The following is a 20806-nucleotide window of genomic DNA, read 5'->3' as shown; positions in this document are numbered from 1 at the left end:
TTTTTTTTTGTGACGCGACGCGGATGTAAGGGCGTTATCGCCGGGCACCGGGCAGCCGGTGTCAACGGCTCAACTTGGTGGAAACTCGACTTTCAGCCTATAAAGCGAGCATGAGAATCCTCATGCCGAGAAGGTGCAAAGCCGGCAGTGCGAGCGCAGTGACGAAGCGCCATTTTGTCAATCGGCGATAGCAGAGAAAGCCCGCCGTCATAGCAGCGACGAGCATGATAGGCTGAGCGAGCAAGAACAATACCAGCGCCCACGCGCCGACAGACTGTCCACCGTCCATCGCCATCGGCGAAACTAACGCGAGCATTGCCGCTCGACCCAATAGAGTGCCAGACAGCAGCGATGCCGCGAGCGGAAGCATACGCGTCACGGTAATTGCCGGATGTTTTGCCGTCGGCATGAACGCTCCTTTGCGTCCAACCCCGCTAAGCTTCGAATGTCTGCAATTGTCCGAAGGTGTAAGTGTCAGCTTAATCCACCTGCCAAGTTAACCTGTTGCGAACAACGTTGGCAATGGCCATGGACGACGCTCGCAGTAGATAGCACTCCCGCCACGAAAGTGTTTAAGTATCTCGTCGAATCAAAATATGCAGAAGCACAAAGAAGTCGATCCTAAAACATAACCTATGTTATGCATTATGCGCTTTATCCATGTCGCATAAGCCTTGATGTACACCTGAAAGGCGTATTTTCCATAAATCGTAGTATCAATAGTTAATTGTCGATCCTTGGATCAAACTTAATAATAGTCCTGAGCAGCCTGCTTTATTACATGCCGATGCGTTCGGCAGGCGGTTCTGCTGGGGGGGGGTACCGTGAGCAGTGCCTGTCGAACACCATCGTTGGTCAAAGCTCTTGTATTTACGATAATCACGAACGGGAGTGTGGGGGGCTGCGGGAGACGGTGCCCGCCCCCACGCCGCGCCGTTTACTTGCGGCCGAACAGTTTCTCGATGTCGCCGTGCGCGAGTTTTACCCAGGTGGGGCGGCCGTGGTTGCATTGGCCCGAATGGGGGGTGATCTCCATCTCGCGGAGCAGCGCGTTCATCTCGGGGACCGAGAGGATGCGGCCGGCGCGGACCGAGCCGTGGCAGGCCATGGTGCCCGCAACCGCGTCGAGCCGTTCCTTGAGCGACAGCGCCTCGTCGAACGCGGCGAGTTCGTCGGCGAGGTCGGTGACGAGCCCTTTGGGGTCGCTCTGGCCGAGCAAGGCGGGGGTCGCGCGGACCAGCATCGCGCGCGCGCCGAAGCGCTCGAGGTCGAGCCCGAACTCGGACAGTTCGGCGGCGCGTGCCTCGAGCCGGTCGCAGGCGGGTTCGTCGAGCTCGACGACCTCGGGGATCAGCAGCGCCTGGCTGGCGACCGTGCCGCCGGCGAGCGCGGCGCGCATCCGTTCGAGGACGAGGCGTTCATGCGCGGCATGCTGGTCGACGAGGACGAGACCGTCCTCCGCCTCGGCGACGATATAGGTCTTGGCGACCTGGCCGCGCGCGACGCCCATCGGGAAGGCGCTGGTCTGCGGCGGGGGTGTCCAGGCGGGTTCGGCTCTGGCCTGTGGGGGCGCGGCGAAGAAGGTGGGGCGGGCGTCGCTGACGCTGGCGTAGCTGCGGGATTCCAGCGGTAGTCTTTGCGGCGTGCCCTCACCTTCCCACCCGCTTTGCGGGCGGGCCCCTTCCTCTCCCCCGGGGGGAGAGGAGTTTTCCTGCTGCCACATGGCAAGGGCGGTGTCGCTGGCGCGCTGGCTGCGGTGGCCGGCGGCGTCGAGCGCGCGGCGGAGGCCCGAGACGATCAGGCCTCTTACCATCGCCGGGTCGCGGAAGCGGACCTCGGTCTTGGCGGGGTGGACGTTGACGTCGACCTGGTCGGTGGGGACGTCGAGGAACAGCGCGACGACCGCGTGCCGGTCGCGCGGGAGCATCTCGGCATAGGCGCCGCGGATCGCGCCCATCAGCAGCCGGTCCTTCACCGGCCGGCCGTTGACGAACAGATACTGGTGATCGGCGATGCCGCGATTGTAGGTCGGCAGGCTCGCGACCCCGCCGAGTACGAGCATGCCCGAGTCGACCGGGCGTTCGAGGTCGATCGTGACCGCATTGTCGGCGAGCGCGCGATCGGTGAGCGTCGCGACGCGGCCCGGCCGGTCCTCGACCTGCATCGCCGCCAGCGTGCGGCGGCCGTCATGCTCGATCGTGAAGCCGATATCGGGACGCGCCATCGCGAGCCGGCGGACGACGTCGAGACAGGCGGCATATTCGGCGCGCGGGGAGCGGAGGAACTTGCGGCGGGCGGGGACGCGCGCGAACAGATCCTCGACCACGACGCGCGTGCCGGGGGGCAGCGCGGCGGGCCCCTCGCGCTCGACGCGGCCATTGTCGACGATCCGCGACCAGCCTTCGGCCCCCCTCACCCGGCTTTCGATCGTCAGCCGCGCGACGCTGGCGATCGAGGGCAGCGCCTCGCCGCGAAAGCCGAGCGTCACGACCGATTCGATGATCTCGTCGGGCATCTTCGAGGTCGCGTGCCGTTCGAGCGCGAGCATCATGTCGGCGGGCGTCATGCCGCATCCGTCGTCGGCGACTTCGATGCGCGATGTGCCGCCTTCGACGAGGAGAATCGCGATGCGTCCGGCGCCCGCGTCAATGGCGTTCTCGACTAACTCCTTCAACGCGCTGGCGGGTCTTTCCACCACTTCACCGGCGGCGATACGATTGACGAGATGCTCGGGGAGACGCCGTATTGACATGGGTTTGCGTCTAGACCAAGCGACGGCATCCCGCGACCCGCAAACGCCCGCTTATTAGGCACCCGGTGCTCGAAAACACCGGCGGGGCCCGCGAGATGATGTGCGAAATGCCGCCCGTCCGGCGGCCAGGATTACGGGACCCTGATTGAATGGCCTTCTACTCGCGTTTCTTCAAGTTCATGTCGCACGACATGGCGATCGACCTCGGCACCGCGAACACGGTTGTCTATGTCCGTGGCCGCGGCATCGTCCTGAACGAGCCGTCGGTGGTCGCGGTCGAGACGATCAACGGCATCAAGCGCGTCAAGGCGGTCGGTGACGACGCGAAGCTGATGATGGGCAAGACCCCGGGCAATATCGAGGCGATCCGCCCGCTGCGCGACGGCGTGATCGCGGACATCGACGTCGCCGAGCAGATGATCAAATATTTCATCCAGAAGGTGCACGGCCCGCGCCGCTTCGCCCGCTGGCCCGAAATCGTGATCTGCGTGCCGTCGGGGTCGACCAAGGTCGAGCGCCGCGCGATCCGCGACGCCGCGTCGAACGCGGGCGCGAGCACGGTGTGGCTGATCGAGGAGCCGATGGCGGCCGCGATCGGTGCCGACATGCCCGTGACCGAGCCGATCGGCAGCATGGTCGTCGACATCGGCGGCGGCACGACCGAGGTCGCGGTGCTGTCGCTGCGCGGGCTGGCCTATACGACGTCGGTCCGCGTCGGCGGCGACAAGATGGACGAGGCGATCGTCAGCTATGTCCGCCGCAACCACAATCTGCTGATCGGCGAAGCGACCGCCGAGCGGATCAAGCAGGAGGTCGGCATCGCCAAGCCGCCGGTCGACGGCATCGGCACGATCATCCACATCAAGGGCCGCGACCTAGTCAACGGCGTGCCCAAGGAAATCCAGATCAACCAGGGCCAGATCGCCGAGGCGCTGAGCGAGCCCGTCGCGACGATCGTCGAGGGCGTCCGCGTCGCGCTGGAGAACACCGCGCCCGAGCTGGCCGCGGACATCGTCGACCAGGGCATCGTCCTGACCGGCGGCGGCGCGCTGCTGCAGGGGCTGGACGAGGTGCTGCGCGACGAGACCGGGCTGCCGGTGACGGTCGCCGAGGATCCGCTGACCTGCGTCGCGCTGGGCACCGGTCGCGCGCTGGAGGACCCGCTGTTCCGCGGCGTGCTGATGAGCGGCTGAGAAGCGTGTAGGTGGGAAACGGGTCAGTGGAAATCGCATCGACCGAGTCGCGGGGATAGGGCCCCGGACCCGGCGATGCCCGAGAACGAGGGGACAGGCGCATGGCGCCAGCCCGCGACCGCCGGACGGGGTTTTCCCGACGGCGTCAATATGGGGTGTTCGTAGGCTATGTGCTCGCCATCGCCGGTGCGGTGGTGGGCGCAGCGTTGCTCGTCGTCTCGACCTTCAACCCGCCCGCCTTTGCCGGCGCGCGGATGGGCGTGGCGGGCCTCACCGCCCCGGTCTCGTCGGGTCTCGCCTGGGTCGTGGGCGGGGTCGCCGCCGTGCCCGAGGCGATCGGGACCTATTTCTTCGTCCGCCAGGAAAATGGCGCGCTGCGCCGCGAGCGTGACCAGACGCGCGCTTTGCTGATGCGTGCGCGGACGATCGCCTATGACAATCGCCGGCTGCGGTCGCTGCTGAAGGTCCGCGACCGCATCGCCGAACCGGTCGTGACCGCGCGGCTGGTGAGTTCGAGCGCGTCGAGCGGGCGTCGCTTCGCCTTGCTTAACGCGGGCCGCTGGAGCGGGGTGCGGCCGGGCATGGCGGTGCGCGGCCCCGACGGGCTGGTCGGGCGCGTCGTCGAGACCGGCCCCAATGCGGCGCGGGTGATGCTGCTGACCGACGGCGACAGCATCGTGCCGATCCGCCGGACGCGCGACGGCCTGCCCGCGATCGCGGTCGGGCGCGGCGACGGCATGCTCGACGTCCGGTCGGTCAACGCGACCAACGTCAAGTTCAATGCGGGCGACCTGTTCGTCACGTCGGGCGTCGGCGGGCTGTATTCGCCCGGCATCCCGGTCGCGCGGGTGATGACCGCGGGTGCGGATTCGGTGATGGCACGGACCTTCGCAAACCCCGACACCTTCGATTTCGCGGTGGTCGAACCCGGCTTCATGCCGGTGCCGCCGCCGCGCGCCCTTGCGCCGTCCGACAATAGCGCCAAGTGACTGCCAAACCACCCTATCCCGTCTTCCCCCAGATGATCGACCAGCCGTGACCACCCGCAACAGCGTCGACTACAAGCCGTTCGAACCGAAGGTCGCAGGCGGCCGGGCGCGGGCGATCCCGTGGCTGACCGTCATGGCGGGATCGCTGATGACGATCGTGCCGCTGATCGCGACGATCCCGATCCTGCCGCCGTTCGGGTTCGTCATGCTGCTCGCATGGCGGCTGCTCGCCCGTTACGCGCTGCGCCCCTGGGCGGCGGCACCGCTCGGGCTGTTCGACGACCTGCTCAGCGGACAGCCGCTGGGCAGCGCGGTGCTGCTCTGGTCGCTGGCGTTCGTGGCGATCGACATGATCGAGCAGCGGCTGGTGTACCGCGATTTCTGGCAGGACTGGCTGATCGCGAGCGGCGGGATCGCGTGCTGCGTGATCGGCGGGCGATTTCTGGGCGTACGGGTCGGCACGCATGTCGACACCGTGCTATTGGCGCAGATCGTGATCACCATGATGCTCTTCCCGCTGGCGGCACGGATCGTCGCAACGATCGAACGACGCAGGGTTCAGGAATGAGGCGGGTCGAACGATGAGACGGCCGCCGCGTGTCGTGACCGAGATGTCGCAAGCCTATAGTTTCTCGCGTCGTGCCTGGATGCTGGGCGCGGTGCAGGGTGGCGTCGGGCTGATGCTGGCCGGGCGGATGGCATGGCTGTCGATCGCGCAGAACGAACGCTACACGATGCTGTCCGAGAGCAACCGCGTGAACATGACGCTGTTGCCGCCGCGGCGCGGCTGGATCGTCGACCGCCACGGCGTACCGATCGCCAACAACCGCACCGATTTCCGCGTCGACATCATCCCCGACCGGCTGCGCGACAAGGAGCGCGTGCTGCCGCTGCTCGGCCGCATCCTCCAGCTGCCGCCCGAGGAGATCGAGCGGATCGCGATCGACCTCGACCATGCCGCCGGGTTCCAGCCCGTCCAGGTCGCGGAGAATCTCGACTGGGAGCGGTTCGCCGCGGTCAGCGTGCGGCTGCCCGAGCTGCCCGGCGTCGCGCCGACGCGCGGCTTTGCACGCAACTATCCCGCAGGCGCCGCGGTCGCGCATCTGACCGGCTATGTCGGCGTGCCCAATGCCGAGCAATACAAGAAGACGCGCGACCCGCTGCTCGTCACCCCCGGCTTCAAGCTCGGCAAGGACGGGCTCGAGAAGATGCTCGAACCCGCGCTGCGCGGCGAGGCGGGTGCGAAGCGGGTCGAGGTCACCGCGCGCGGCAAGCTGGTCGCCGAGCTCGCGACCAAGCCCGACGTGCCGGGCAAGACCGCGCGGCTGACGATCGACGCGGGACTGCAGGAATATGCCGCGCGCCGGCTGGGTACCAATTCGGGGTCGGTCGTCGTCATCGACTGTCGCACCGGCGAGATGCTCGCGATGGTGTCGATGCCCGCCTATGACCCCAACAGCTTTTCGGACGGGATCAGCCATCTCGAATGGCAGATGCTGAGCGACGACGATCACGTGCCGCTGATGAACAAGGTCACGCAGGGGCTGTATCCGCCGGGCTCGACGGTCAAGCCGATGAACGGGCTGGCGCTGCTCCATGCCGGCGTCCCGGCCGATGCGCGGGTCAATTGTTCGGGCGCGATGCGGCTGGGGACGAGCGTGTTCCATTGCCACAAGCGCGGCGGGCACGGGCCGCTCGACCTAAAGAACGCGATCATGCAGAGCTGCGACATCTATTTCTACGAGATGGCGCGGCGGGTCGGCTATGCCGCGATCGCGCCGATCGCGCGGACGCTGGGCATGGGGCAGAAGTTCGACCTGCCCTTTTCGACGCAGCGGTTCGGGACGATGCCCGACCCCGACTGGAAGCTCACCAAGTACAAGCGGCCCTGGACGGTCGCGGATTCGCTCAACGCGTCGATCGGCCAGGGCTATGTGCTCGCCAACCCGCTCCAGTTGGCGGTGATGGCGGCGCGGATCGCGTCGGGCCGCGACCTGCAACCGAGCATTCTCGCCAGCCAGGTCCACCGCGACGCGCCCGCGCTGGCGATCGATTCGGAAAATCTGGCGCGGGTGCGCGAGGCGATGTTCGGCGTGATCAACCAGGGCGGCACCGGCGGCGCGGCCAAGCTGCTGATCCCGGGCGTCGCGATCGCGGGCAAGACCGGCACCGCGCAGGTCCGCCGCATCACCATGGCGGAGCGGCGCTCGGGCGTGCTCAAGAACGGCCAGCTGCCGTTCAAGCTGCGCGACCATGCGCTGTTCATCGGCTTCGCGCCCGCGGACAACCCCCGCTACGCGCTCGCCGTGGTGCTCGAGCATAATGGCCACACGGTGCGCAACCTCGACACGCCGATGATCGGGCGCGACATCATGACCTACATGCTCGACCGCGAGCGCGCGCTGAAGTCGCTTGCCGAGGTCGAACCGACCTGGGGCGGCGACATCAGGACGCGGATGGCGGCGACCGCGGCGAGCTATCGCGCGGCGCAGAGTGCCCCGCCCGCCGCGATCGCGACCAAGACCGACTCGACCGTGCCGAGCGACGCGCCGGCGGTCGAGAACGCCACCGATGTCGCCAACCGGACGCAGGCGGATCTGGCCACCGCGGGCGGCGGGGTCGCGGAAGACGGAACCACGGAGCGCGGCCAATGACATCGCGGATCATCCCCGAACAGCTTGCCACCCTGCCCTGGCGGACCTTGCTGCTGGTCACGGCGATCGGGACCTTCGGGCTGGTCGTGCTCTATTCGGCGGCGGGCGGCTCGCTGCGCCCCTGGACGCTGCCGCAGGGCATCCGCTTCTTCATCCTCCTGGCAGGCTCGGTCGTGCTCTCGCGCATCCCCGAGCGCGTCTGGAAGGCGGCGGCGTGGCCGACCTATGGTGCGCTCGTCCTCGCGCTGGTGCTCGTGGAGCTGCTCGGTGCGGTGCGCGGGGGCAGCCAGCGCTGGCTCGACCTCGGCTTCATCCGGCTGCAGCCGTCCGAACTGATGAAGCCCGCGATCGTGCTCGCCTGCGCGCGCTTCTACGACATGCTGCCGCCCAACGAGACGCGGCGGTTCGCGGCCGTCTGGCCCGCCGCGGTGCTGATCGGCATCCCCGCGGCGATCGTGATGAAACAGCCTGATCTGGGCACCGCGCTGATGATCTGCGCGGGTGGCGCGACGGTGATGTTCCTGGCGGGCATTCCGCTCAGGCTGTTCGTCGGCGGCGCGGTGGCCGCGTCGGTCGCGATCCCGCTCGCGATCAACTTCGCGCTGCACGACTATCAGCGCAACCGCATCCTGATCTTCCTCGATCCCGAAAGCGATCCGCTGGGCACCGGTTATCACATCAGCCAGTCGAAGATCGCGATCGGATCGGGCGGGCTGTGGGGCAAGGGGTTCCTCAACGGCACGCAGAGCCATCTCGACTATCTCCCCGAGGGGCATACCGACTTCGTCTTCGCGACGATGGCCGAGGAATGGGGGCTGGTCGGCGGCTGCCTGCTGATCCTCGCCTTCCTGCTGGTGATCCGCTGGGGGATCGAGGTCGGCCAGCGCGCGCAGTCGCGGTTCGCGCGGCTGGCCGCTGCGGGGCTCGCCACGACGATCTTCTTCTATGTCGCGATCAACCTGATGATGGTGATGGGCCTCGCCCCCGTGGTGGGCATCCCGCTGCCGCTGTTCAGCTATGGCGGGTCGTCGCAGATGACCGTGCTGCTGTGCCTGGGGATATTGATGTCGATCGACCGGGAAAATCGTAAGACGACCCGCTGGTAAGCAGAAAAAGACAGCAATTTGGACGAAAGGGGGTTGCGGCCCCCGATGAGTCTGCTAACAGCGCGCCTCCAGCAGCGGGGCGCCACACCAGGGCGCCACTCAAAACCGCCCCGGAATGGACGCATAGCTCAGTTGGTAGAGCAGCTGACTCTTAATCAGCGGGTCCTTGGTTCGAGCCCAAGTGCGTCCACCATTCACAACGTTGGTAATGCTGGCTTTTTTAGCCGTCTGACAGATGTTCCTCCGACATGTTCCGACAAGCCATTCCGACAAAATCTCGATCACTTTGCGATCTCCCCACCCAATGCGGCAATGTGTTCGCGCCTTGCGGCGCCGATTCGCCGAGCCTTTTCCGCGCTCGCCTTGTTGTAAATTTGGGTGACGGCTAGCGTCTTGTGACCGGACACCGCGCGCACGTCGTCCTCGCCTGCGTCGCCGATCTCAGTGATGCCGCCATGCCGGAACCCGGTGAACGTCATGTCCTTGGGCAGCCCAGCCTCGGTGCAGATCCTGCGGTGGACTGACGACATGCGCCGCTCCTTGTATTTCTTCCCGCTGCGCTCTTCGAGGACGATGACCTCGGCGCCAGCGGCGACCACCGCGCGCGACCGGGCAAGCTCTTCCTCAAGCTCGGGGTACAGCGAGACGCGTTCACCTGGCTCGTCACCGATCCCGGCGACGTCGATCGATAGCGGGAGCACGACGGGGTTGCCGGTCTTCGACTGGATAAGCGAGATCGCGACGCCCGGCTGATACCCTGCCCACTCGATGCCGCGGCGCTCGACGCCGTCCGGATCCTCGAACCCGAACGCATCCCAGACGCGCTGGCAGCATTCAAAGCAGAGCGCTGCGGCCGTCGCCATCGACTGGAACCCGAGCTTGCGCGCGGTCTCGCGGTATAGATTGTATTCGGCGCGGCTCGTCTCGCGGTTCCCGGCGGCGGCGGTGCTCTTGAGCCCCATCCCCTTGAAAGGATTTTCCTTCACGCCGGTGATGCGGTGGTGCCGTGCGGCCCAGGTCCAGACCAGCCGACACACCTGCATCGCATAGGTCGCCTGCCGTGCGCCCTTGTCCTTCAGCTTGCTGTAGAGCTTGTCCGCGACCGTCGCGTCGACCTTTGATGCCATGCGCTTCCCAAGCGGCGGCTGACCTGCCTTCGTCTCGAATGCGACGAGCATGTCCATAAGCGCGCGATAGTCCTTACGGGTCTTCGCCTTGTTCTTCGTGAATCGCTCCTGATCCCGGTACCAGGCGAACAGCCAGGCCACGCTGCCCTCGGCCAGCTTGCCTGCGCCCATCTCGCCCCGGCGCCACTCCCGCAGCGCAGCGTTCAACGTCTCGGCTTTTGCGTGGACGACGGCGAGATCGGCGCCCAGCGTCTCGGACTGCACTGGACAGGCCTGGCCGTGGCGCATCGCTGGCGTCAGCTTGCCGGTCTTCGGGTCCTTGATCGGGCGCGCCCAGTGCGGCAGTTCCCAATAGTGCCCAATCTCCCCGCCCGTGAGCTTCGTGGGGCGGACGTAGGCAGGCAGGCGGCTGAGGGCCATCAGTCGAACTCGATCGCGCTTTCGTCGAGCGCGGCCGACGAGAACAGGGTGGACAGGGCGTCATCGAGAGACTTACGCGCTGCGATCGCCGCGCCGCGCGGGCCGCGAGGACAGAACCGGACAAGGCCGCGCCGTTCCCATTCTCGAAGCTGAGCCTCAGCGACCCCGGTGTACGCCAGCGCGAGGTCGCGCGTCATCCCGGCGGGCCAGTCCGGCATTGATGCGACGGCGATCGCGCTCATCGGTTCTGTCCTTCCGGATCTGTAAAGTGAGCTTTCACGGCGAGACCAGCGGCTGCGGGACCCAGCGGTGAGGGTTTTTGGATGGCGTGAACGAGGCCCGCCCTCCGGGGCAATAAGCACACCATGTCAACTGCACGCCACGAGGTGCAGCGTGCTACGGTGCTGAGCATTCACGGGCGAAATATGCCGTCTCCGATCCTTCATAGGATCAATGGCATAGCGGCGCTGATGTGGTATGATGACCAGGCGCGGGACGTTTTTAGGAATACAATAAATGGACTTCCCGTGGACCGAGGCCGCAACATTGGTGCGGATGCCAGCAGCGCAAAAAGACGACGAAGGAAACGAGCTTCTGTTCGAGGGGTCGTTGCTATTAATGGCCCAAAAGGTTCGGGCCATGAAGCCCATTGAAAGGCGCCATCTAAAAATCTCCCTTCCCGATAGAATTGTGCGACCGCACACCTTCAAAGATGGTTCGCTCGCCGCCCTGATTGATGACATTCCCGTGGTGGGGTGACAATGTGCGCTTTCGATTGGCGCAACGGCGATTTGATTAATCGCATTTGAAGTGCCTAGCGAGCCGTCACATGTGCCGAGCCTGTCCTGCCATCCAGCAAGACTCGTCTCGAGGTCGCCATGTTTTCTTTGATTGCACTTTATCTGGAATATCGCAGGACGGAGGCGCGAAGCGTTACAGCTCGTGTCGTATCCGAGACTAAAACAGCTATCGCTGCCAATGACCGCGGCGCGTCGCAAACGGCCGCCGACGCAGCGTAACGCTCGACGGACGCTGACGCGGCGGTTCCGCTTCGCTAGAGCCGCTCCTTGGACGACCATAGAGGCACTACCATGGCAGCGACGATCATCACTCCCAGCGGCACTGGTGCGATGGAGGCCGGACTCGTACTTGACGAGGAAGGCAGCCGGTTCGTCGTCCTGACGTTCAAGGAGCCACAGGGCGAACCGACGCTCGTCACGTTTACAGTTCCGGTTTTTCAGAACTACGTCGAGCATCTGGTTCGAACGGCCAAGGCCGCTAACGAGGATGCCAATTGGGGCATTCCGGGCTGAGTATCTCCGCCACGGTATCGTGCTGCGATCTTTGTGAAACAGCGTGACGGTACGGCGGCCTGCAACGGCCTTCGCAGTACGTTTTTTGTTCTCCGGGCCCACGCCGCCAGTATTTGCTGCTCGATCGCCGCTATATCGGCTCTCACCGGCGACGCTACTCGGGATCAGCGCGCGCGCGGTGCGGATGCTGCCCTCGAGCACTGCCTGGGCCACGCCGTTCGTTCTTTCGGCAACATCAGCCACGGGAAACTCTCCGATCAATGCTGCGCAGCTGGGCGCGGATGGTGGTCAGAGCGGCGCTGCGCTCGGCAAATGGCGGCTGCTGCATGAGGCGGTCGCGGCGGTCGAGGACCTCGGCCTGGTCAAGCACACGCTGGCTCTCGCGGGGGCCGGCTGAGTTGCGGCCTATCTGGCTGTGCATTTTCATTCGCAGAGCCCGTACGCGCTGACACACGACGCCCCGTCTGTTCGGTATTCATCGTCCGCTATGGCCGATAGCAGGCTGAAATTGTGACCGCCCTGACTTGTGCGAGCCCAGTCCACGACCGCGTCAATGTTCGCCCGATCATCGGGCTGGTCCTGATCGCTCATGGGGAGGGTTTTCGAGTGGAAGAAGGTCGAGGCACGGCCATTGCCTTCGATCCACCGACGGGAAACCATGCTGACACGCCATTCCCAGTCACGGATCAGATCAATCCGCTCCGGCGTGTGGCGCGCTATAAGGGCAATCTCGCCCTTGCTGGAGTTAATGCACGGCCAGCATCCGACCCGCTTGGCACCAATGAGGTAAAGCGGGTTTGGTTTTACGCCGTGGCGTTTGGCGATGTCGAACACCTCGTGATGGGTCCAGCTATGGATAGGCCGGTAGATCACTCGGCGCTGCCCCTCCCTTGTGATCGTACGCTCGATCACTGGTTTTTTGGCGCGTGCGAGACTTTCTTGAGCACGTTCTCCAACCCAGTCCACCGCAATTTCACCGTCTGCCAGCATGGCGTTCCGTGCAGTAAACAGCGGAAGCAGCTTTGCTTCCTCGGTGCAGAACTTGGCTTGCTTGGAAGGAAACCGCCCGTGGATCATGCAGATGTCGAGAAAGGCGTTGCCGGTGGAATACATAGCGGCGACGGCCTGTTCGATGCGCGCCGAAGACACCGGGGGACTGATCATCGTCGGGCAATGATCTTCACATAGTCGGGCGTGTTCACGCAGCGCTGCCACTCGTTCAATAGACGGCCTGCAGCGTGAGACAGCGGCAGGTAGTGAGTCCCGGCGTGCTTTACATTCGGCGCTATGGCGCTTGCGGCGCAGCTCGTGAGGCCACCCATCTCGGATTGATTGCCGGCGCCGGGCAAACGCTCCGTCGTCAATCAGTCCCGGCACATCGTAGGCAGAAACGCGCTGGATGGGCGCGCCCAGCGCACCCTCGAGGTAGTGCAGATATTCAAGCCATACCTCGTGTTCGTTCATAGTATCGGCGGTTTGATAAGTCACCTCAAAGCCTGGCTTGCGCTCCGCACGCTCTCTAGCAACTAGAGCTGTCGCAAGGCTGTCCTTGCCGCCACTGATGGGGACGAAATGGCGAGCGCTCATGCGACGACCTTCGAACGGGTTGGCTGCGCGCGTGCCTCGTTCACGCGCAACGGGGGAACGGACGTCCTGAAAGGCAGGACCGAGGCAGTCGGGGAGAGGGGCACGAAGCCGGGCCGATCGTTGCCGCGCAGGGCGGTCATGATCTGGGGCCAGCGACGATAGACGTCTTCGAAGAAGATTACGGCCGCGATAATGCCGATGGCCAAGAGGCTCATCCAGCCGGCACCGTGCATGATGTCGGTCCAGTTCACGGGCGATCTCCGAGGGTGAGGATGGCGATCATCAGGTCGATCAGGATCTCCGCAGAGACGACGCCCAACAGATCGGGGACAGGGGGAAGCGGCGCGCGCGTGGCGGCGCCAGCCGGGTCGAGGTAGCTCACTGCCCCTGCCCTTCGGTCGCGGCGCGGATCGCCTGCCCCCATGCGTGGCTGGAAACCTGCGGATCGATCGGCTTGGCGACGTCGTAAGGCGCGCCCTTCTCGATGATCGCGGGGTGCACGATGCCGACCTTGCGCTGCTCGACGGCCTGGCGCTTCAAAGTGCCGGGCACCCATGCGGGCTTGCGGGGCGCCCTGAGCCGGCACACGCCAGGGATCTGGACCGTCCGACCCGCGGCCAGCGACGACAGGACGGCACCGAACACGCGTTCGGCCATGTCCTGCGCGTCATCGGCAGCGATGCCCGATTCCGCGATCGCTGCGATGATGTGCTTATCGACCATGAACGATGTCCATCCACTGGATTGCCCCTGCGGGCGTGATCACTTGGGCGCGCTTTCCGTCGTGCTTGAGCCTAAGGCGCGGCAGGACGAGCTCGACGGCCTTGGGCGGCATGGTCCAGTCGTCAGGGTTTTCCCGCGGGCGACGAAGAACAGTGGCGGTCGGCACCGAGACCGGATCCCGCCCCTCCTTCATCAGTGCGCCGATCTGCTGGACCGTCCAGCGCGAGGTCGGATGCGGGGTGCCCTGCCACAGCGACGAGGGGGTGATGGCCTGTGTCATGCGGCGCTCAGATCGATGTAGCGGGCAATGGCCCCAGCCGCGGATGCGCGGACTGCCGAAGTCCGCATGCGAAACTCGTTTTCGACCTTGTCGGCCTCGGCCTCGATCCGATCGCGCTCGGCGAGCTCGCCCATGTCGCGGACCATTGCCTTGATCATCGCTGGGGTCGGCTTACGCCGGTTGCGGCCGTAGAGAATCCACGCGACCTCCGTGACCAGCAGCAGCGCGCGCGCCCCGAGGTGGTGGTCCTCGGGTACCAGCTGCAGCTTCTCGGCCTTCGATCGCAGGGTCGCCCAGATCTCGCCCCGCTCGTGCTTGATCGCGGCAAAGTGCTTGTACCGGTCGGTCGCGGCGGTCAGCATCTGCTGGTCGAGCGTCCGCAACCGCGTCGTGACATAGCGGAACTCGGTGATCGCGGAATCGAGGTCCGGATCGCAGGTCATGGTCGGGCCGTTCACGCTGCGATGCCCAGCGCGCGCTCAGCCTGCACCGTCAGGATCTCTGACTTGACTGGACTGGCCTGAGTGAACTCAGCGATCAGGCGCTCATAGTCGATGCCAGCCCAGAATGATCGCTCGCCCATGGCATGCTGCGCGTCGGCGCGCGGGCCCCTGTGACAAGCAGAGCAAAGGCTTACGGTGCGCCAGTCATCCGGCTTCTGCCCCATGCCAGCACCAGACCCGATACGGACGTGCGCGGCCTCGACCGACTTCATCGATCCGCATTTGCAGCAAGCAAAGCCGGCTACGAACGTCCGGTGGCGCTTCGACATCCAGCGGCTAGCGCGTTTGGCCTTCTTCGGGATGCGAGCGGGCAAAGCCATTACGCGACCACCCGGCAGGCGACGATGTCGGACAACGCGCCCTGATGCGTCCAGCAGTCGCGGTAGATGTAGGCAGGATGGCCGTCGGCGGGGTTCGCACGCTCAGCGGCGCGGCGGTCACGATCGAACCGGAACTGCACCTGGACACGGGCAACATCCGAGACAGGGCACCCTGCCCCATCGCACTCGATCCAATCTGTGGAAGCCTGCTCGGCCACGATGGTCTCCCAACAAGCCGGGATGGCCTGTGGGAAACGTTATAAGTCGGTTATTTCCGACTTGTCAAATGTCAGGTCGGATATTTCTGACTACCGGCTTATGCTAAACGCGGCACGGGTCAGATCGTAGAGGACTGCGACGGCCCATAGTATGATAAACAGCCCTATGGAGTTGGCGAACGCCGTCTGCCGTTCCGATGCCGCCAGCACCGGCTTGAGCACTACCAGGGCCAGGGCCGTCAAAAACTGCGCCAACAGGAGATAGGCACTAAACCTCACAGCTTGCTTTTCTCGATCAAGGTTTATGCTCCGTTCGCGCGAAAGCTTGCCTAGTTCGATGTGGATTGCGCCCGCTGATGCGAGAGTGATCGTCACAATAACGCCAAGTGTCGCAAGCAGCTCTTGGTTAACGAAACCCCGCAGAAACACGTTACCGCCGTCCGAGAGTACCGACGGAATGCAAATGCTAGTTACGACTAGCACCGTCGCGATCGCGATCAGGAGCAATTGGAATAACATCGTTTCGGCCGAGCACCTCGTCGAGCTTGTCTCTGACCAAGGCAACGAGCGCCATACCCTGCCCGATCAGACTGGATACCCTAGTTGTTCGCACTTTGTCCGTCGAGGTATATCGGTCGCCGTCCATGGCAGTCGCAGTGAGCGTGGCTTGCCCTTTCGCGCCGTAGGCTACGCCCGATTGCACCTCCGGCGCGTCCGCTTTGACTCCATCGGGGCTTTCCAATGTGAGCTTCACATGTTGGGCGCCCGTATCCTCGCCTACCTGCTTAAGCTTCTCATCGAGTTTTCCCGACAAATCGAACATGTTCGGGACGACGAAGTCGAACGTTATCGAGCGAAGCAAGTTTCCGTGACGCCGAGCAAATGTTTGAAAGCTCTGCTCATCCCAGATCGCTTTCACCGTGATAATGTATGGTGCTTCTGGAAGAGTATTTATCGCTCCAACCAGTGAGCTAAGGACGGCAAGCGGCTGGCCCACTTTCGTGCCGCGTTCGAAAGCAAGCTTCTGGCCGTCGTCGTGGTGCTCCGGGTCAATGGTGACCACAGCCCCCTGCCATATATCTGAGGATGTCGGCTTGCCCCCGTCCTCGGGGGCTTCGTAGTGCTGGATCGGATATTGGCGTTCGATTACACCAATCACAGCGCCGTCCGTCGCCTTGACCCCGTATGGAACCCAGTGAAAATTGTTGCCTCGGTGCTCAAATGTGCGTTGCTTGCTAAATGCCCTCCTGATCCATGCGGCTTTGCCAGGCTCTCTATCAAATAGATCCGGCTGCGCTCTTGGCGCCAAAGATAAGTGGTGCAGCTCGAATGTAGCCAAGGATGCCCCCCCTACTTGGATCTCGGCACGTTATTTTTTTGCGCCGACGAATATCACCCGACCGACGATCCTGACGAAATCTTGATGCTCCTCGTCGTCGGGCACGGCGGGATTATCCGAGAGGATTACATACCGGTCGCCCTTAACTCGGAGCCGCTTGATCGACCCGAGGTCGCCGACAGTGAACGCCCAGATAGCATCCTGCTCGGTCACCCTCGTCTGCGAACGATCAAGCAGGATCACGTCTCCATCATGTATCGTAGGAACCATGGAGTCCCCCCTCCCCCGCGCCCACGTTAGCAACGCCGGCGGTGAATACGTGATGGACTGCACCCACATTTTGGGAAACTTCAGGACGTCAATATCGATAGGGACGTCTGTGAACATCCCACCCATTCCATAAGCCAAGTCGATCTGTTGTATCTCGACCATTTCGAACTCTTCATCCGCGTCGGCCGGCTTCGCTGCGATTTGCGCGTTTGACGTACGTTTCGCGGGTAAAGGCGCCGGCGGGGCGTTTGGGTCCAGGTCGGCTTCAGTTTTGCCCACCGCATTGAGTAACTTTCGCACCGAGACTAGCCGCGGGCTACCCTCCCCGCTTTTCAGGTTGGAGAAAAAGCCGCGGTTGAGCTTCGCCAAGACAGCCCAGTCGGTCTCGGCCAGGTCTGCCGGCTTCAATGCGATCAGGGAGTCGTAGAGGCGCTTTCCGCGCAAGTCGCTTATGTCCGCCATGTCGGATGCTTCACACACGACAGGCTGGGTCGGAAGCATGAAGTTTCCGACTTGAAAAGTAGGAAACATCCGACTATACCTCAGTCATGGTTACGACGCTGGCGAGCGACGCGGACATTCTGGCCCAGATTGATCGGTTCTGCTCGAAGCATGCGCTCAAGCCATCGACGTTTGGCCGCCTTTCGATTGGCGACGCAAATCTAATCACGAATTTGAAAGCCGATCGCTCTCTAACCTTAAAAACCGCGCGGCGGATCGTCGACTTCATGGCGTCGTACCCCACCACCCCCATCGAACAGAAGGAAGCGGCATGACGAACGCGTTGCTCGTGTTCGGCGTGGCCGCTCCGTTCGCAATCGTCGCGGCTGCGGCTCCCTTCCTGATTGTCGATCATCTGCGGATGCGCCGGGGTGTTAGCGCGGCTCAGTCCACTCGAAGCGTCGATCAACCCGACGCCCAGATGCGTGAACATGAACGCCAGCGGTCTAATCGGCTTCGGCGCTCCAATCTGGATTCGAGGCTCGGGCAATGACCGCATCCCAGTCCATGGTGGCAACCAGATTCGCGACCATCGCACCCTCAACACGGTCGTCAGAGCTTTCGCTCCCAGAAAGCCTCTTGGCTCGGCTTTGCAGCGCTGAAAGCACATCACGCGCGAAGTCTGGTCCATGTCGGCGTCCAGCGGCGTGCAGCATCGCCACGCCCAGTTCGACCGCCCAAATCGCGTGTTCGTTCGGCGAATACACGTTGGAGAGCTCAAGCTCGTCGATAGTCTCTTCGTCGTATCCGATTGCGCGTTGCCGCGCACGGTCCTCTTCGGTGAACGGGCGCCATCCGAGTGGTTTGTCATCTGGCATTCGAATTCCTCTTCGTGGTGGTCTCGACACCCGCACGATAGCCGGAAGGGGTCGGGCCGCAAGCCCGGCCCCAGAAGGGCTGCGCTGATGCTGCTCACCCTCCCCACCATGGAGCCGTCCCGCGTCGCAGGCGCCGCGACCGCAATCATCGCGATCGGCGCGCAGCGGTTCGGCTTCCACGCTGCATCGGATCCTTCGTACATCGAGGCACCGGTCCTCGACGTCACGCACTGCACCGCCTGTGGTTGCCGAGCCGCAATTGCGGTTCGGTCATGCCAAGCGCCGGTTTGTCCCTCTCGTGATCGGAAAGCTGCATGAACATCATCATGATCTGCATCGCGTGTGCTGCGTGCTTCGCCTTGGGCCACGCCCATGCGGTCCGGCAGCGTCACCGTTTCATCCAGTCGCTGCTCTCGGGCAGGGACGCGGCGGCATACGGCGCGGTCGTGCGCGACGCCGAAGGGAACGTCCTGTGACGGACCACTGGTCGATCATCGCGATGGTGATCATCATCACGATCGGCTCGGCCGTGCTGCTCTGGGGCATCGACCTTTGCTGCCGCCACGAGGTTGCGATGCTCGAGCAGCGCGCGCGCTACGGCAAGGCGAACGGCCTTCGGGGTGGTGATCAGGGTCTCAGTTTCCATGAAACCTCTTTCCTCGGTCTGGAAGGCAATGTCCGTGACGAATAGCTCGATGATTTCGCCGGAAACGGCAGAGGACGAGATCTGCAAGGCGATCGGCCTGCTGATGGGCCGCGGGCGGCAACACTCGGTGGAGGACGTCGCTTTGGGCACGAAGATCCCGGCGCGCACCCTGTCGGCAATGATCGCCAGCGGCGGCGATCGCCGGTGCCCCAGCGGCTGCAATCTCCTGATCCTCGCCAGCTTCTTCGGCGTCGAGTTCACCGACCGGGTGCTGAGCGTCATCGGCCAGGGCGCGCGCGAGCTCGATCCGGCCGCCGACGCCCCCGCCATGGTGATCTCGAAGCTGATGACCGGTGCGGCCGAGTTCGCTCGCGCCGGCGCCGACGGCCGATATTGCCACGTTGATCGCGCCGAGCTGCGCGACGACGCGGTGATGATGATCCAGATCCTGGAGCCATTCGCGGCTCCCTGACGGCCTCTACGGCCAACGAATAACACGCGGAAAACCCCGCAACGGAGATGACTATGGACGCGCTCAATAGCGCAGTGCCGGTTGAGCCCGGTTCTGCGGACGGTATCCTGCGGCCAGCGCGCGCCACGCGCGTCATGATCGGCGACGTCCGCGAGCAGCTGCGTCTCCTGCCGTCTCAGTCGGTCGATTGCGTGGTCACGTCGCCGCCTTATTGGGGTCTGCGCGACTATGACGTCGACGGCCAGATCGGCCTTGAGCCGACCTTCGCAGAGCATCTCGCGGTCATGGTCGACGTGTTCCGCGAAGTCCGGCGCGTGCTGAAGATGCACGGCACGGTCTGGATTAACTACGGCGATTGCCACGCTGCCACGCCCAACGGCAAATCAGCGGCGGCATACAAGGCGGATGGCAGCGACGATCGCACCTTTCGCGACAAGCCGTTAAGCACCGTCGGATCAGTTGGCGACGGGCGCGGGTCGTTCAAGCCGAAAGACCTGTGCATGCTGCCGAACCGCTTGGCGATCGCGCTTCAGGATGACGGCTGGTGGGTTCGGTCTGAGATCGTCTGGAACAAGACGAACCCGAAGCCCGAGTCGATCACCGATCGGCCGGCGGCAGTGCATGAGAAGATATGGCTGCTCACCCGCAGCGAGGCCTACTATTTCGATGCGGACGCGCTGCGCGAGCCGCTCACTGGCAACGCCCACGCGCGACGCAAGGATGGTCAGTACCAGCCTGCGAAGGGCTCGACTGCCGGGCAGAACCGCGCGGGCACTTGGGTCGAGACCTACGTTCCCGAAACCCGTAACGGCCGCAATGTCTGGACCTTCAATATCGAGGGCTGCCGCGAGGCGCATTTTGCGACCTTCCCGCGCGAGCTCGCACGCCGGTGCATCGCCGCGGGCTGCCCGCCGACGACGTGTGCAGCGTGCGGCGCCGTAGATGATTGCGGCGGGATCTGCGCGATCTTCGGCCGCGCGCGCGGGCATGTCCTGGATCCGTTTGGGGGATCCGGTACGGTTGGGCTGGTCGCTGAGCAGATCGGTCTCGACGCCACACTGATCGAACTGAACCCTGATTACGCAGCAATCTCCGAGACCCGGCTGGCTGGCGGACGTCGCATCGTTAAGGTCGCAGCGTGACCCGCCCGAAGAACGGCACCACCCCGCCGGCGTTCGCCGTTGATGCGGTGGCAGCGCAGCGTTCGCTGATCGAGGCGCTTCTCGTCACGCACGCGCAGCTCGACGTCTACACGATGCTGACTGCCAGCGTGTCGGGTGCCGGCATCACCTATGAGCAGATCTGGTATGCACGGAAGCGCATGATCCGCGAGGGGAAGCCCGTCTGGGCGGGCCCGCGGCCGCCGAGGCCGCAGAAGTCGACGCCTGCGCCCAGAACCCGCCCGGTAAAGATCGACCCGTCAGAGCTGCTGCGGCGGGCCATGATGCAGATGTTCGAGCGCAAGGCCCAATCGCTCGGCTGCTCGGTCGCCACCGCGAAGATCCTGACGCTCTACAGCCCCGCCCAAATCGCCGCGATGGCCGGCGCAAAACCCCTTCACCAAGGAGCATGACA

General features: G+C 64.4%; 30 protein-coding genes and 1 tRNA gene. 15 read left to right on the top strand and 16 right to left on the bottom strand.

The genetic code is table 11. From position 1 onward, the window contains the following. Positions 1 to 97: 97 nt before the first annotated feature. Positions 98 to 409, bottom strand: coding sequence for a hypothetical protein (locus tag ASE89_RS19250; protein ID WP_146163682.1), 312 nt, complete (start codon positions 407 to 409; stop codon positions 98 to 100). Between the two features lie 528 nt (positions 410 to 937). Then, positions 938 to 2752 carry a DNA mismatch repair endonuclease MutL gene (gene mutL, locus ASE89_RS19245; protein ID WP_056681255.1) on the bottom strand — a complete coding sequence of 605 codons (1815 nt, stop codon included), beginning with the start codon at positions 2750 to 2752 and terminating at the stop codon, positions 938 to 940. 149 nt (positions 2753 to 2901) lie between these two features. Between mutL and ASE89_RS19240 the strand changes: the two genes are divergently transcribed. From ASE89_RS19240 to ASE89_RS19215, 6 genes are all read left to right on the top strand, one after another. Continuing rightward, a complete protein-coding gene (locus ASE89_RS19240) occupies positions 2902 to 3945 on the top strand; it encodes a rod shape-determining protein (protein ID WP_031439534.1) in 1044 nt (347 codons plus the stop codon). 101 nt (positions 3946 to 4046) lie between these two features. Beyond that, positions 4047 to 4934 (top strand): rod shape-determining protein MreC, encoded by an 888-nt coding sequence (gene mreC, locus ASE89_RS19235; protein WP_056681251.1) that lies wholly within the window; start codon positions 4047 to 4049, stop codon positions 4932 to 4934. 46 nt (positions 4935 to 4980) lie between these two features. Next, entirely contained in the window at positions 4981 to 5502 is a 522-nt protein-coding gene (gene mreD / locus ASE89_RS19230; protein WP_031440173.1) for a rod shape-determining protein MreD, read from the top strand. Positions 5503 to 5515: 13 nt separating this feature from the next. Next, the gene (gene mrdA, locus ASE89_RS19225; protein WP_056681248.1) at positions 5516 to 7588 is read left to right on the top strand and encodes a penicillin-binding protein 2; all 2073 of its coding nucleotides are present in this window, start codon (positions 5516 to 5518) and stop codon (positions 7586 to 7588) included. Beyond that, positions 7585 to 8694, top strand: coding sequence for a rod shape-determining protein RodA (gene rodA / locus ASE89_RS19220; RefSeq protein WP_031392826.1), 1110 nt, complete (start codon positions 7585 to 7587; stop codon positions 8692 to 8694). The genes mrdA and rodA overlap by 4 nt, the downstream gene beginning before the upstream one ends. 117 nt (positions 8695 to 8811) lie before the next feature. After that, positions 8812 to 8887: transfer RNA gene (locus ASE89_RS19215), tRNA-Lys, on the top strand. 88 nt (positions 8888 to 8975) lie between these two features. On the opposite strand, the gene ASE89_RS19210 is transcribed toward ASE89_RS19215, so the two are convergent. Together ASE89_RS19210 and ASE89_RS19205 are read right to left on the bottom strand one after the other, a co-directional pair. After that, complete coding sequence (locus ASE89_RS19210) at positions 8976 to 10241, bottom strand: tyrosine-type recombinase/integrase (protein ID WP_056681243.1); 1266 nt, start codon at positions 10239 to 10241, stop codon at positions 8976 to 8978. Continuing rightward, complete coding sequence (locus ASE89_RS19205) at positions 10241 to 10483, bottom strand: hypothetical protein (protein ID WP_056681240.1); 243 nt, start codon at positions 10481 to 10483, stop codon at positions 10241 to 10243. Before ASE89_RS19205 ends, ASE89_RS19210 begins: the two co-directional genes overlap by 1 nt. 274 nt (positions 10484 to 10757) lie before the next feature. On the opposite strand from ASE89_RS19205, the gene ASE89_RS19200 reads away from it, so the two are divergent. The 3 genes from ASE89_RS19200 to ASE89_RS19190 all read left to right on the top strand — a co-directional run bounded on the left by ASE89_RS19200 (position 10758) and on the right by ASE89_RS19190 (position 11951). Next, positions 10758 to 11000 (top strand): hypothetical protein, encoded by a 243-nt coding sequence (locus tag ASE89_RS19200; RefSeq protein WP_056681236.1) that lies wholly within the window; start codon positions 10758 to 10760, stop codon positions 10998 to 11000. Positions 11001 to 11332: 332 nt separating this feature from the next. After that, the gene (locus ASE89_RS19195) at positions 11333 to 11554 is read left to right on the top strand and encodes a hypothetical protein (RefSeq protein WP_146163707.1); all 222 of its coding nucleotides are present in this window, start codon (positions 11333 to 11335) and stop codon (positions 11552 to 11554) included. 178 nt (positions 11555 to 11732) lie between these two features. Further along, positions 11733 to 11951 (top strand): hypothetical protein, encoded by a 219-nt coding sequence (locus ASE89_RS19190; protein ID WP_156363589.1) that lies wholly within the window; start codon positions 11733 to 11735, stop codon positions 11949 to 11951. Between the two features lie 26 nt (positions 11952 to 11977). On the opposite strand, the gene ASE89_RS20100 is transcribed toward ASE89_RS19190, so the two are convergent. The 11 genes from ASE89_RS20100 to ASE89_RS21405 form a co-directional block, all read right to left on the bottom strand. Further along, positions 11978 to 13141 carry a phosphoadenosine phosphosulfate reductase domain-containing protein gene (locus ASE89_RS20100; RefSeq protein ID WP_082451799.1) on the bottom strand — a complete coding sequence of 388 codons (1164 nt, stop codon included), beginning with the start codon at positions 13139 to 13141 and terminating at the stop codon, positions 11978 to 11980. Next, on the bottom strand, positions 13138 to 13392 hold the full coding sequence (locus ASE89_RS19180) for a hypothetical protein (RefSeq protein ID WP_056681228.1): 255 nt from the start codon (positions 13390 to 13392) through the stop codon (positions 13138 to 13140). Before ASE89_RS19180 ends, ASE89_RS20100 begins: the two co-directional genes overlap by 4 nt. Then, complete coding sequence (locus ASE89_RS21490) at positions 13389 to 13523, bottom strand: hypothetical protein (protein ID WP_269082973.1); 135 nt, start codon at positions 13521 to 13523, stop codon at positions 13389 to 13391. Before ASE89_RS21490 ends, ASE89_RS19180 begins: the two co-directional genes overlap by 4 nt. Beyond that, positions 13520 to 13864 (bottom strand): hypothetical protein, encoded by a 345-nt coding sequence (locus ASE89_RS19175; protein ID WP_056681226.1) that lies wholly within the window; start codon positions 13862 to 13864, stop codon positions 13520 to 13522. Before ASE89_RS19175 ends, ASE89_RS21490 begins: the two co-directional genes overlap by 4 nt. Then, a complete protein-coding gene (locus ASE89_RS19170) occupies positions 13854 to 14144 on the bottom strand; it encodes a hypothetical protein (protein ID WP_056405116.1) in 291 nt (96 codons plus the stop codon). Before ASE89_RS19170 ends, ASE89_RS19175 begins: the two co-directional genes overlap by 11 nt. After that, positions 14141 to 14587, bottom strand: a complete 447-nt coding sequence (locus ASE89_RS19165; protein WP_156363588.1) for a hypothetical protein — start codon at positions 14585 to 14587, stop codon at positions 14141 to 14143. The genes ASE89_RS19170 and ASE89_RS19165 overlap by 4 nt, the downstream gene beginning before the upstream one ends. Before the next feature lie 11 nt (positions 14588 to 14598). Continuing rightward, complete coding sequence (locus tag ASE89_RS19160; RefSeq protein ID WP_443024364.1) at positions 14599 to 14916, bottom strand: hypothetical protein; 318 nt, start codon at positions 14914 to 14916, stop codon at positions 14599 to 14601. A gap of 50 nt (positions 14917 to 14966) precedes the next feature. Then, entirely contained in the window at positions 14967 to 15185 is a 219-nt protein-coding gene (locus ASE89_RS20660; protein ID WP_156363587.1) for a hypothetical protein, read from the bottom strand. A gap of 90 nt (positions 15186 to 15275) precedes the next feature. Further along, on the bottom strand, positions 15276 to 15614 hold the full coding sequence (locus tag ASE89_RS19155) for a hypothetical protein (protein ID WP_056681219.1): 339 nt from the start codon (positions 15612 to 15614) through the stop codon (positions 15276 to 15278). Positions 15615 to 15651: 37 nt separating this feature from the next. Continuing rightward, a complete protein-coding gene (locus ASE89_RS19150; protein ID WP_156363586.1) occupies positions 15652 to 16524 on the bottom strand; it encodes a hypothetical protein in 873 nt (290 codons plus the stop codon). 30 nt (positions 16525 to 16554) lie between these two features. Then, complete coding sequence (locus ASE89_RS21405) at positions 16555 to 17256, bottom strand: S24 family peptidase (protein WP_236701886.1); 702 nt, start codon at positions 17254 to 17256, stop codon at positions 16555 to 16557. A gap of 86 nt (positions 17257 to 17342) precedes the next feature. On the opposite strand from ASE89_RS21405, the gene ASE89_RS20095 reads away from it, so the two are divergent. Continuing rightward, positions 17343 to 17570 carry a hypothetical protein gene (locus ASE89_RS20095; protein ID WP_082451797.1) on the top strand — a complete coding sequence of 76 codons (228 nt, stop codon included), beginning with the start codon at positions 17343 to 17345 and terminating at the stop codon, positions 17568 to 17570. 171 nt (positions 17571 to 17741) lie between these two features. On the opposite strand, the gene ASE89_RS19135 is transcribed toward ASE89_RS20095, so the two are convergent. Next, positions 17742 to 18113 (bottom strand): hypothetical protein, encoded by a 372-nt coding sequence (locus tag ASE89_RS19135; RefSeq protein WP_056681210.1) that lies wholly within the window; start codon positions 18111 to 18113, stop codon positions 17742 to 17744. A gap of 314 nt (positions 18114 to 18427) precedes the next feature. Here ASE89_RS19135 and ASE89_RS20655 point away from each other — a divergent pair, with 314 nt between their 5' ends. Genes ASE89_RS20655 through ASE89_RS19115 form a run of 5 tightly spaced genes read left to right on the top strand, consistent with a single transcriptional unit; the run spans position 18428 to position 20804 of the window. Next, the gene (locus ASE89_RS20655; protein WP_156363585.1) at positions 18428 to 18589 is read left to right on the top strand and encodes a hypothetical protein; all 162 of its coding nucleotides are present in this window, start codon (positions 18428 to 18430) and stop codon (positions 18587 to 18589) included. Then, positions 18586 to 18804: a hypothetical protein gene (locus tag ASE89_RS19130; protein ID WP_056681208.1), complete on the top strand. Its 219-nt coding sequence runs from the start codon at positions 18586 to 18588 to the stop codon at positions 18802 to 18804. The genes ASE89_RS20655 and ASE89_RS19130 overlap by 4 nt, the downstream gene beginning before the upstream one ends. Beyond that, the gene (locus tag ASE89_RS19125; RefSeq protein WP_156363584.1) at positions 18794 to 19231 is read left to right on the top strand and encodes a hypothetical protein; all 438 of its coding nucleotides are present in this window, start codon (positions 18794 to 18796) and stop codon (positions 19229 to 19231) included. The genes ASE89_RS19130 and ASE89_RS19125 overlap by 11 nt, the downstream gene beginning before the upstream one ends. 53 nt (positions 19232 to 19284) lie before the next feature. Then, the gene (locus ASE89_RS19120) at positions 19285 to 20373 is read left to right on the top strand and encodes a DNA-methyltransferase (protein WP_082451795.1); all 1089 of its coding nucleotides are present in this window, start codon (positions 19285 to 19287) and stop codon (positions 20371 to 20373) included. Continuing rightward, positions 20370 to 20804 (top strand): hypothetical protein, encoded by a 435-nt coding sequence (locus ASE89_RS19115; RefSeq protein ID WP_056681202.1) that lies wholly within the window; start codon positions 20370 to 20372, stop codon positions 20802 to 20804. The genes ASE89_RS19120 and ASE89_RS19115 overlap by 4 nt, the downstream gene beginning before the upstream one ends. Positions 20805 to 20806: the final 2 nt, after the last annotated feature.

The sequence above is a fragment of the Sphingomonas sp. Leaf30 genome, from assembly GCF_001422525.1.
Lineage (GTDB): Bacteria > Pseudomonadota > Alphaproteobacteria > Sphingomonadales > Sphingomonadaceae > Sphingomonas > Sphingomonas aerolata.
This window is presented reverse-complemented; position numbering and strand designations above follow the sequence as displayed.

Bases quoted from the DNA above. Each gene is read 5' to 3' on its own strand.
- ASE89_RS19250 (WP_146163682.1), bottom strand. From the start codon at position 409: ATGCCGACGGCAAAACATCCGGCAATTACCGTGACGCGTATGCTTCCG.
- mutL (WP_056681255.1), bottom strand. From the start codon at position 2,752: ATGTCAATACGGCGTCTCCCCGAGCATCTCGTCAATCGTATCGCCGCC.
- ASE89_RS19240 (WP_031439534.1), top strand. From the start codon at position 2,902: ATGGCCTTCTACTCGCGTTTCTTCAAGTTCATGTCGCACGACATGGCG.
- mreC (WP_056681251.1), top strand. From the start codon at position 4,047: ATGGCGCCAGCCCGCGACCGCCGGACGGGGTTTTCCCGACGGCGTCAA.
- mrdA (WP_056681248.1), top strand. From the start codon at position 5,516: ATGAGACGGCCGCCGCGTGTCGTGACCGAGATGTCGCAAGCCTATAGT.
- rodA (WP_031392826.1), top strand. From the start codon at position 7,585: ATGACATCGCGGATCATCCCCGAACAGCTTGCCACCCTGCCCTGGCGG.
- ASE89_RS19210 (WP_056681243.1), bottom strand. From the start codon at position 10,241: ATGGCCCTCAGCCGCCTGCCTGCCTACGTCCGCCCCACGAAGCTCACG.
- ASE89_RS19205 (WP_056681240.1), bottom strand. From the start codon at position 10,483: ATGAGCGCGATCGCCGTCGCATCAATGCCGGACTGGCCCGCCGGGATG.
- ASE89_RS19200 (WP_056681236.1), top strand. From the start codon at position 10,758: ATGGACTTCCCGTGGACCGAGGCCGCAACATTGGTGCGGATGCCAGCA.
- ASE89_RS19195 (WP_146163707.1), top strand. From the start codon at position 11,333: ATGGCAGCGACGATCATCACTCCCAGCGGCACTGGTGCGATGGAGGCC.
- ASE89_RS20100 (WP_082451799.1), bottom strand. From the start codon at position 13,141: ATGAGCGCTCGCCATTTCGTCCCCATCAGTGGCGGCAAGGACAGCCTT.
- ASE89_RS19175 (WP_056681226.1), bottom strand. From the start codon at position 13,864: ATGGTCGATAAGCACATCATCGCAGCGATCGCGGAATCGGGCATCGCT.
- ASE89_RS19170 (WP_056405116.1), bottom strand. From the start codon at position 14,144: ATGACACAGGCCATCACCCCCTCGTCGCTGTGGCAGGGCACCCCGCAT.
- ASE89_RS19165 (WP_156363588.1), bottom strand. From the start codon at position 14,587: ATGACCTGCGATCCGGACCTCGATTCCGCGATCACCGAGTTCCGCTAT.
- ASE89_RS19160 (WP_443024364.1), bottom strand. From the start codon at position 14,916: ATGTCGAAGCGCCACCGGACGTTCGTAGCCGGCTTTGCTTGCTGCAAA.
- ASE89_RS21405 (WP_236701886.1), bottom strand. From the start codon at position 17,256: ATGGCGGACATAAGCGACTTGCGCGGAAAGCGCCTCTACGACTCCCTG.
- ASE89_RS20095 (WP_082451797.1), top strand. From the start codon at position 17,343: ATGGTTACGACGCTGGCGAGCGACGCGGACATTCTGGCCCAGATTGAT.
- ASE89_RS19135 (WP_056681210.1), bottom strand. From the start codon at position 18,113: ATGCCAGATGACAAACCACTCGGATGGCGCCCGTTCACCGAAGAGGAC.
- ASE89_RS20655 (WP_156363585.1), top strand. From the start codon at position 18,428: ATGAACATCATCATGATCTGCATCGCGTGTGCTGCGTGCTTCGCCTTG.
- ASE89_RS19120 (WP_082451795.1), top strand. From the start codon at position 19,285: ATGGACGCGCTCAATAGCGCAGTGCCGGTTGAGCCCGGTTCTGCGGAC.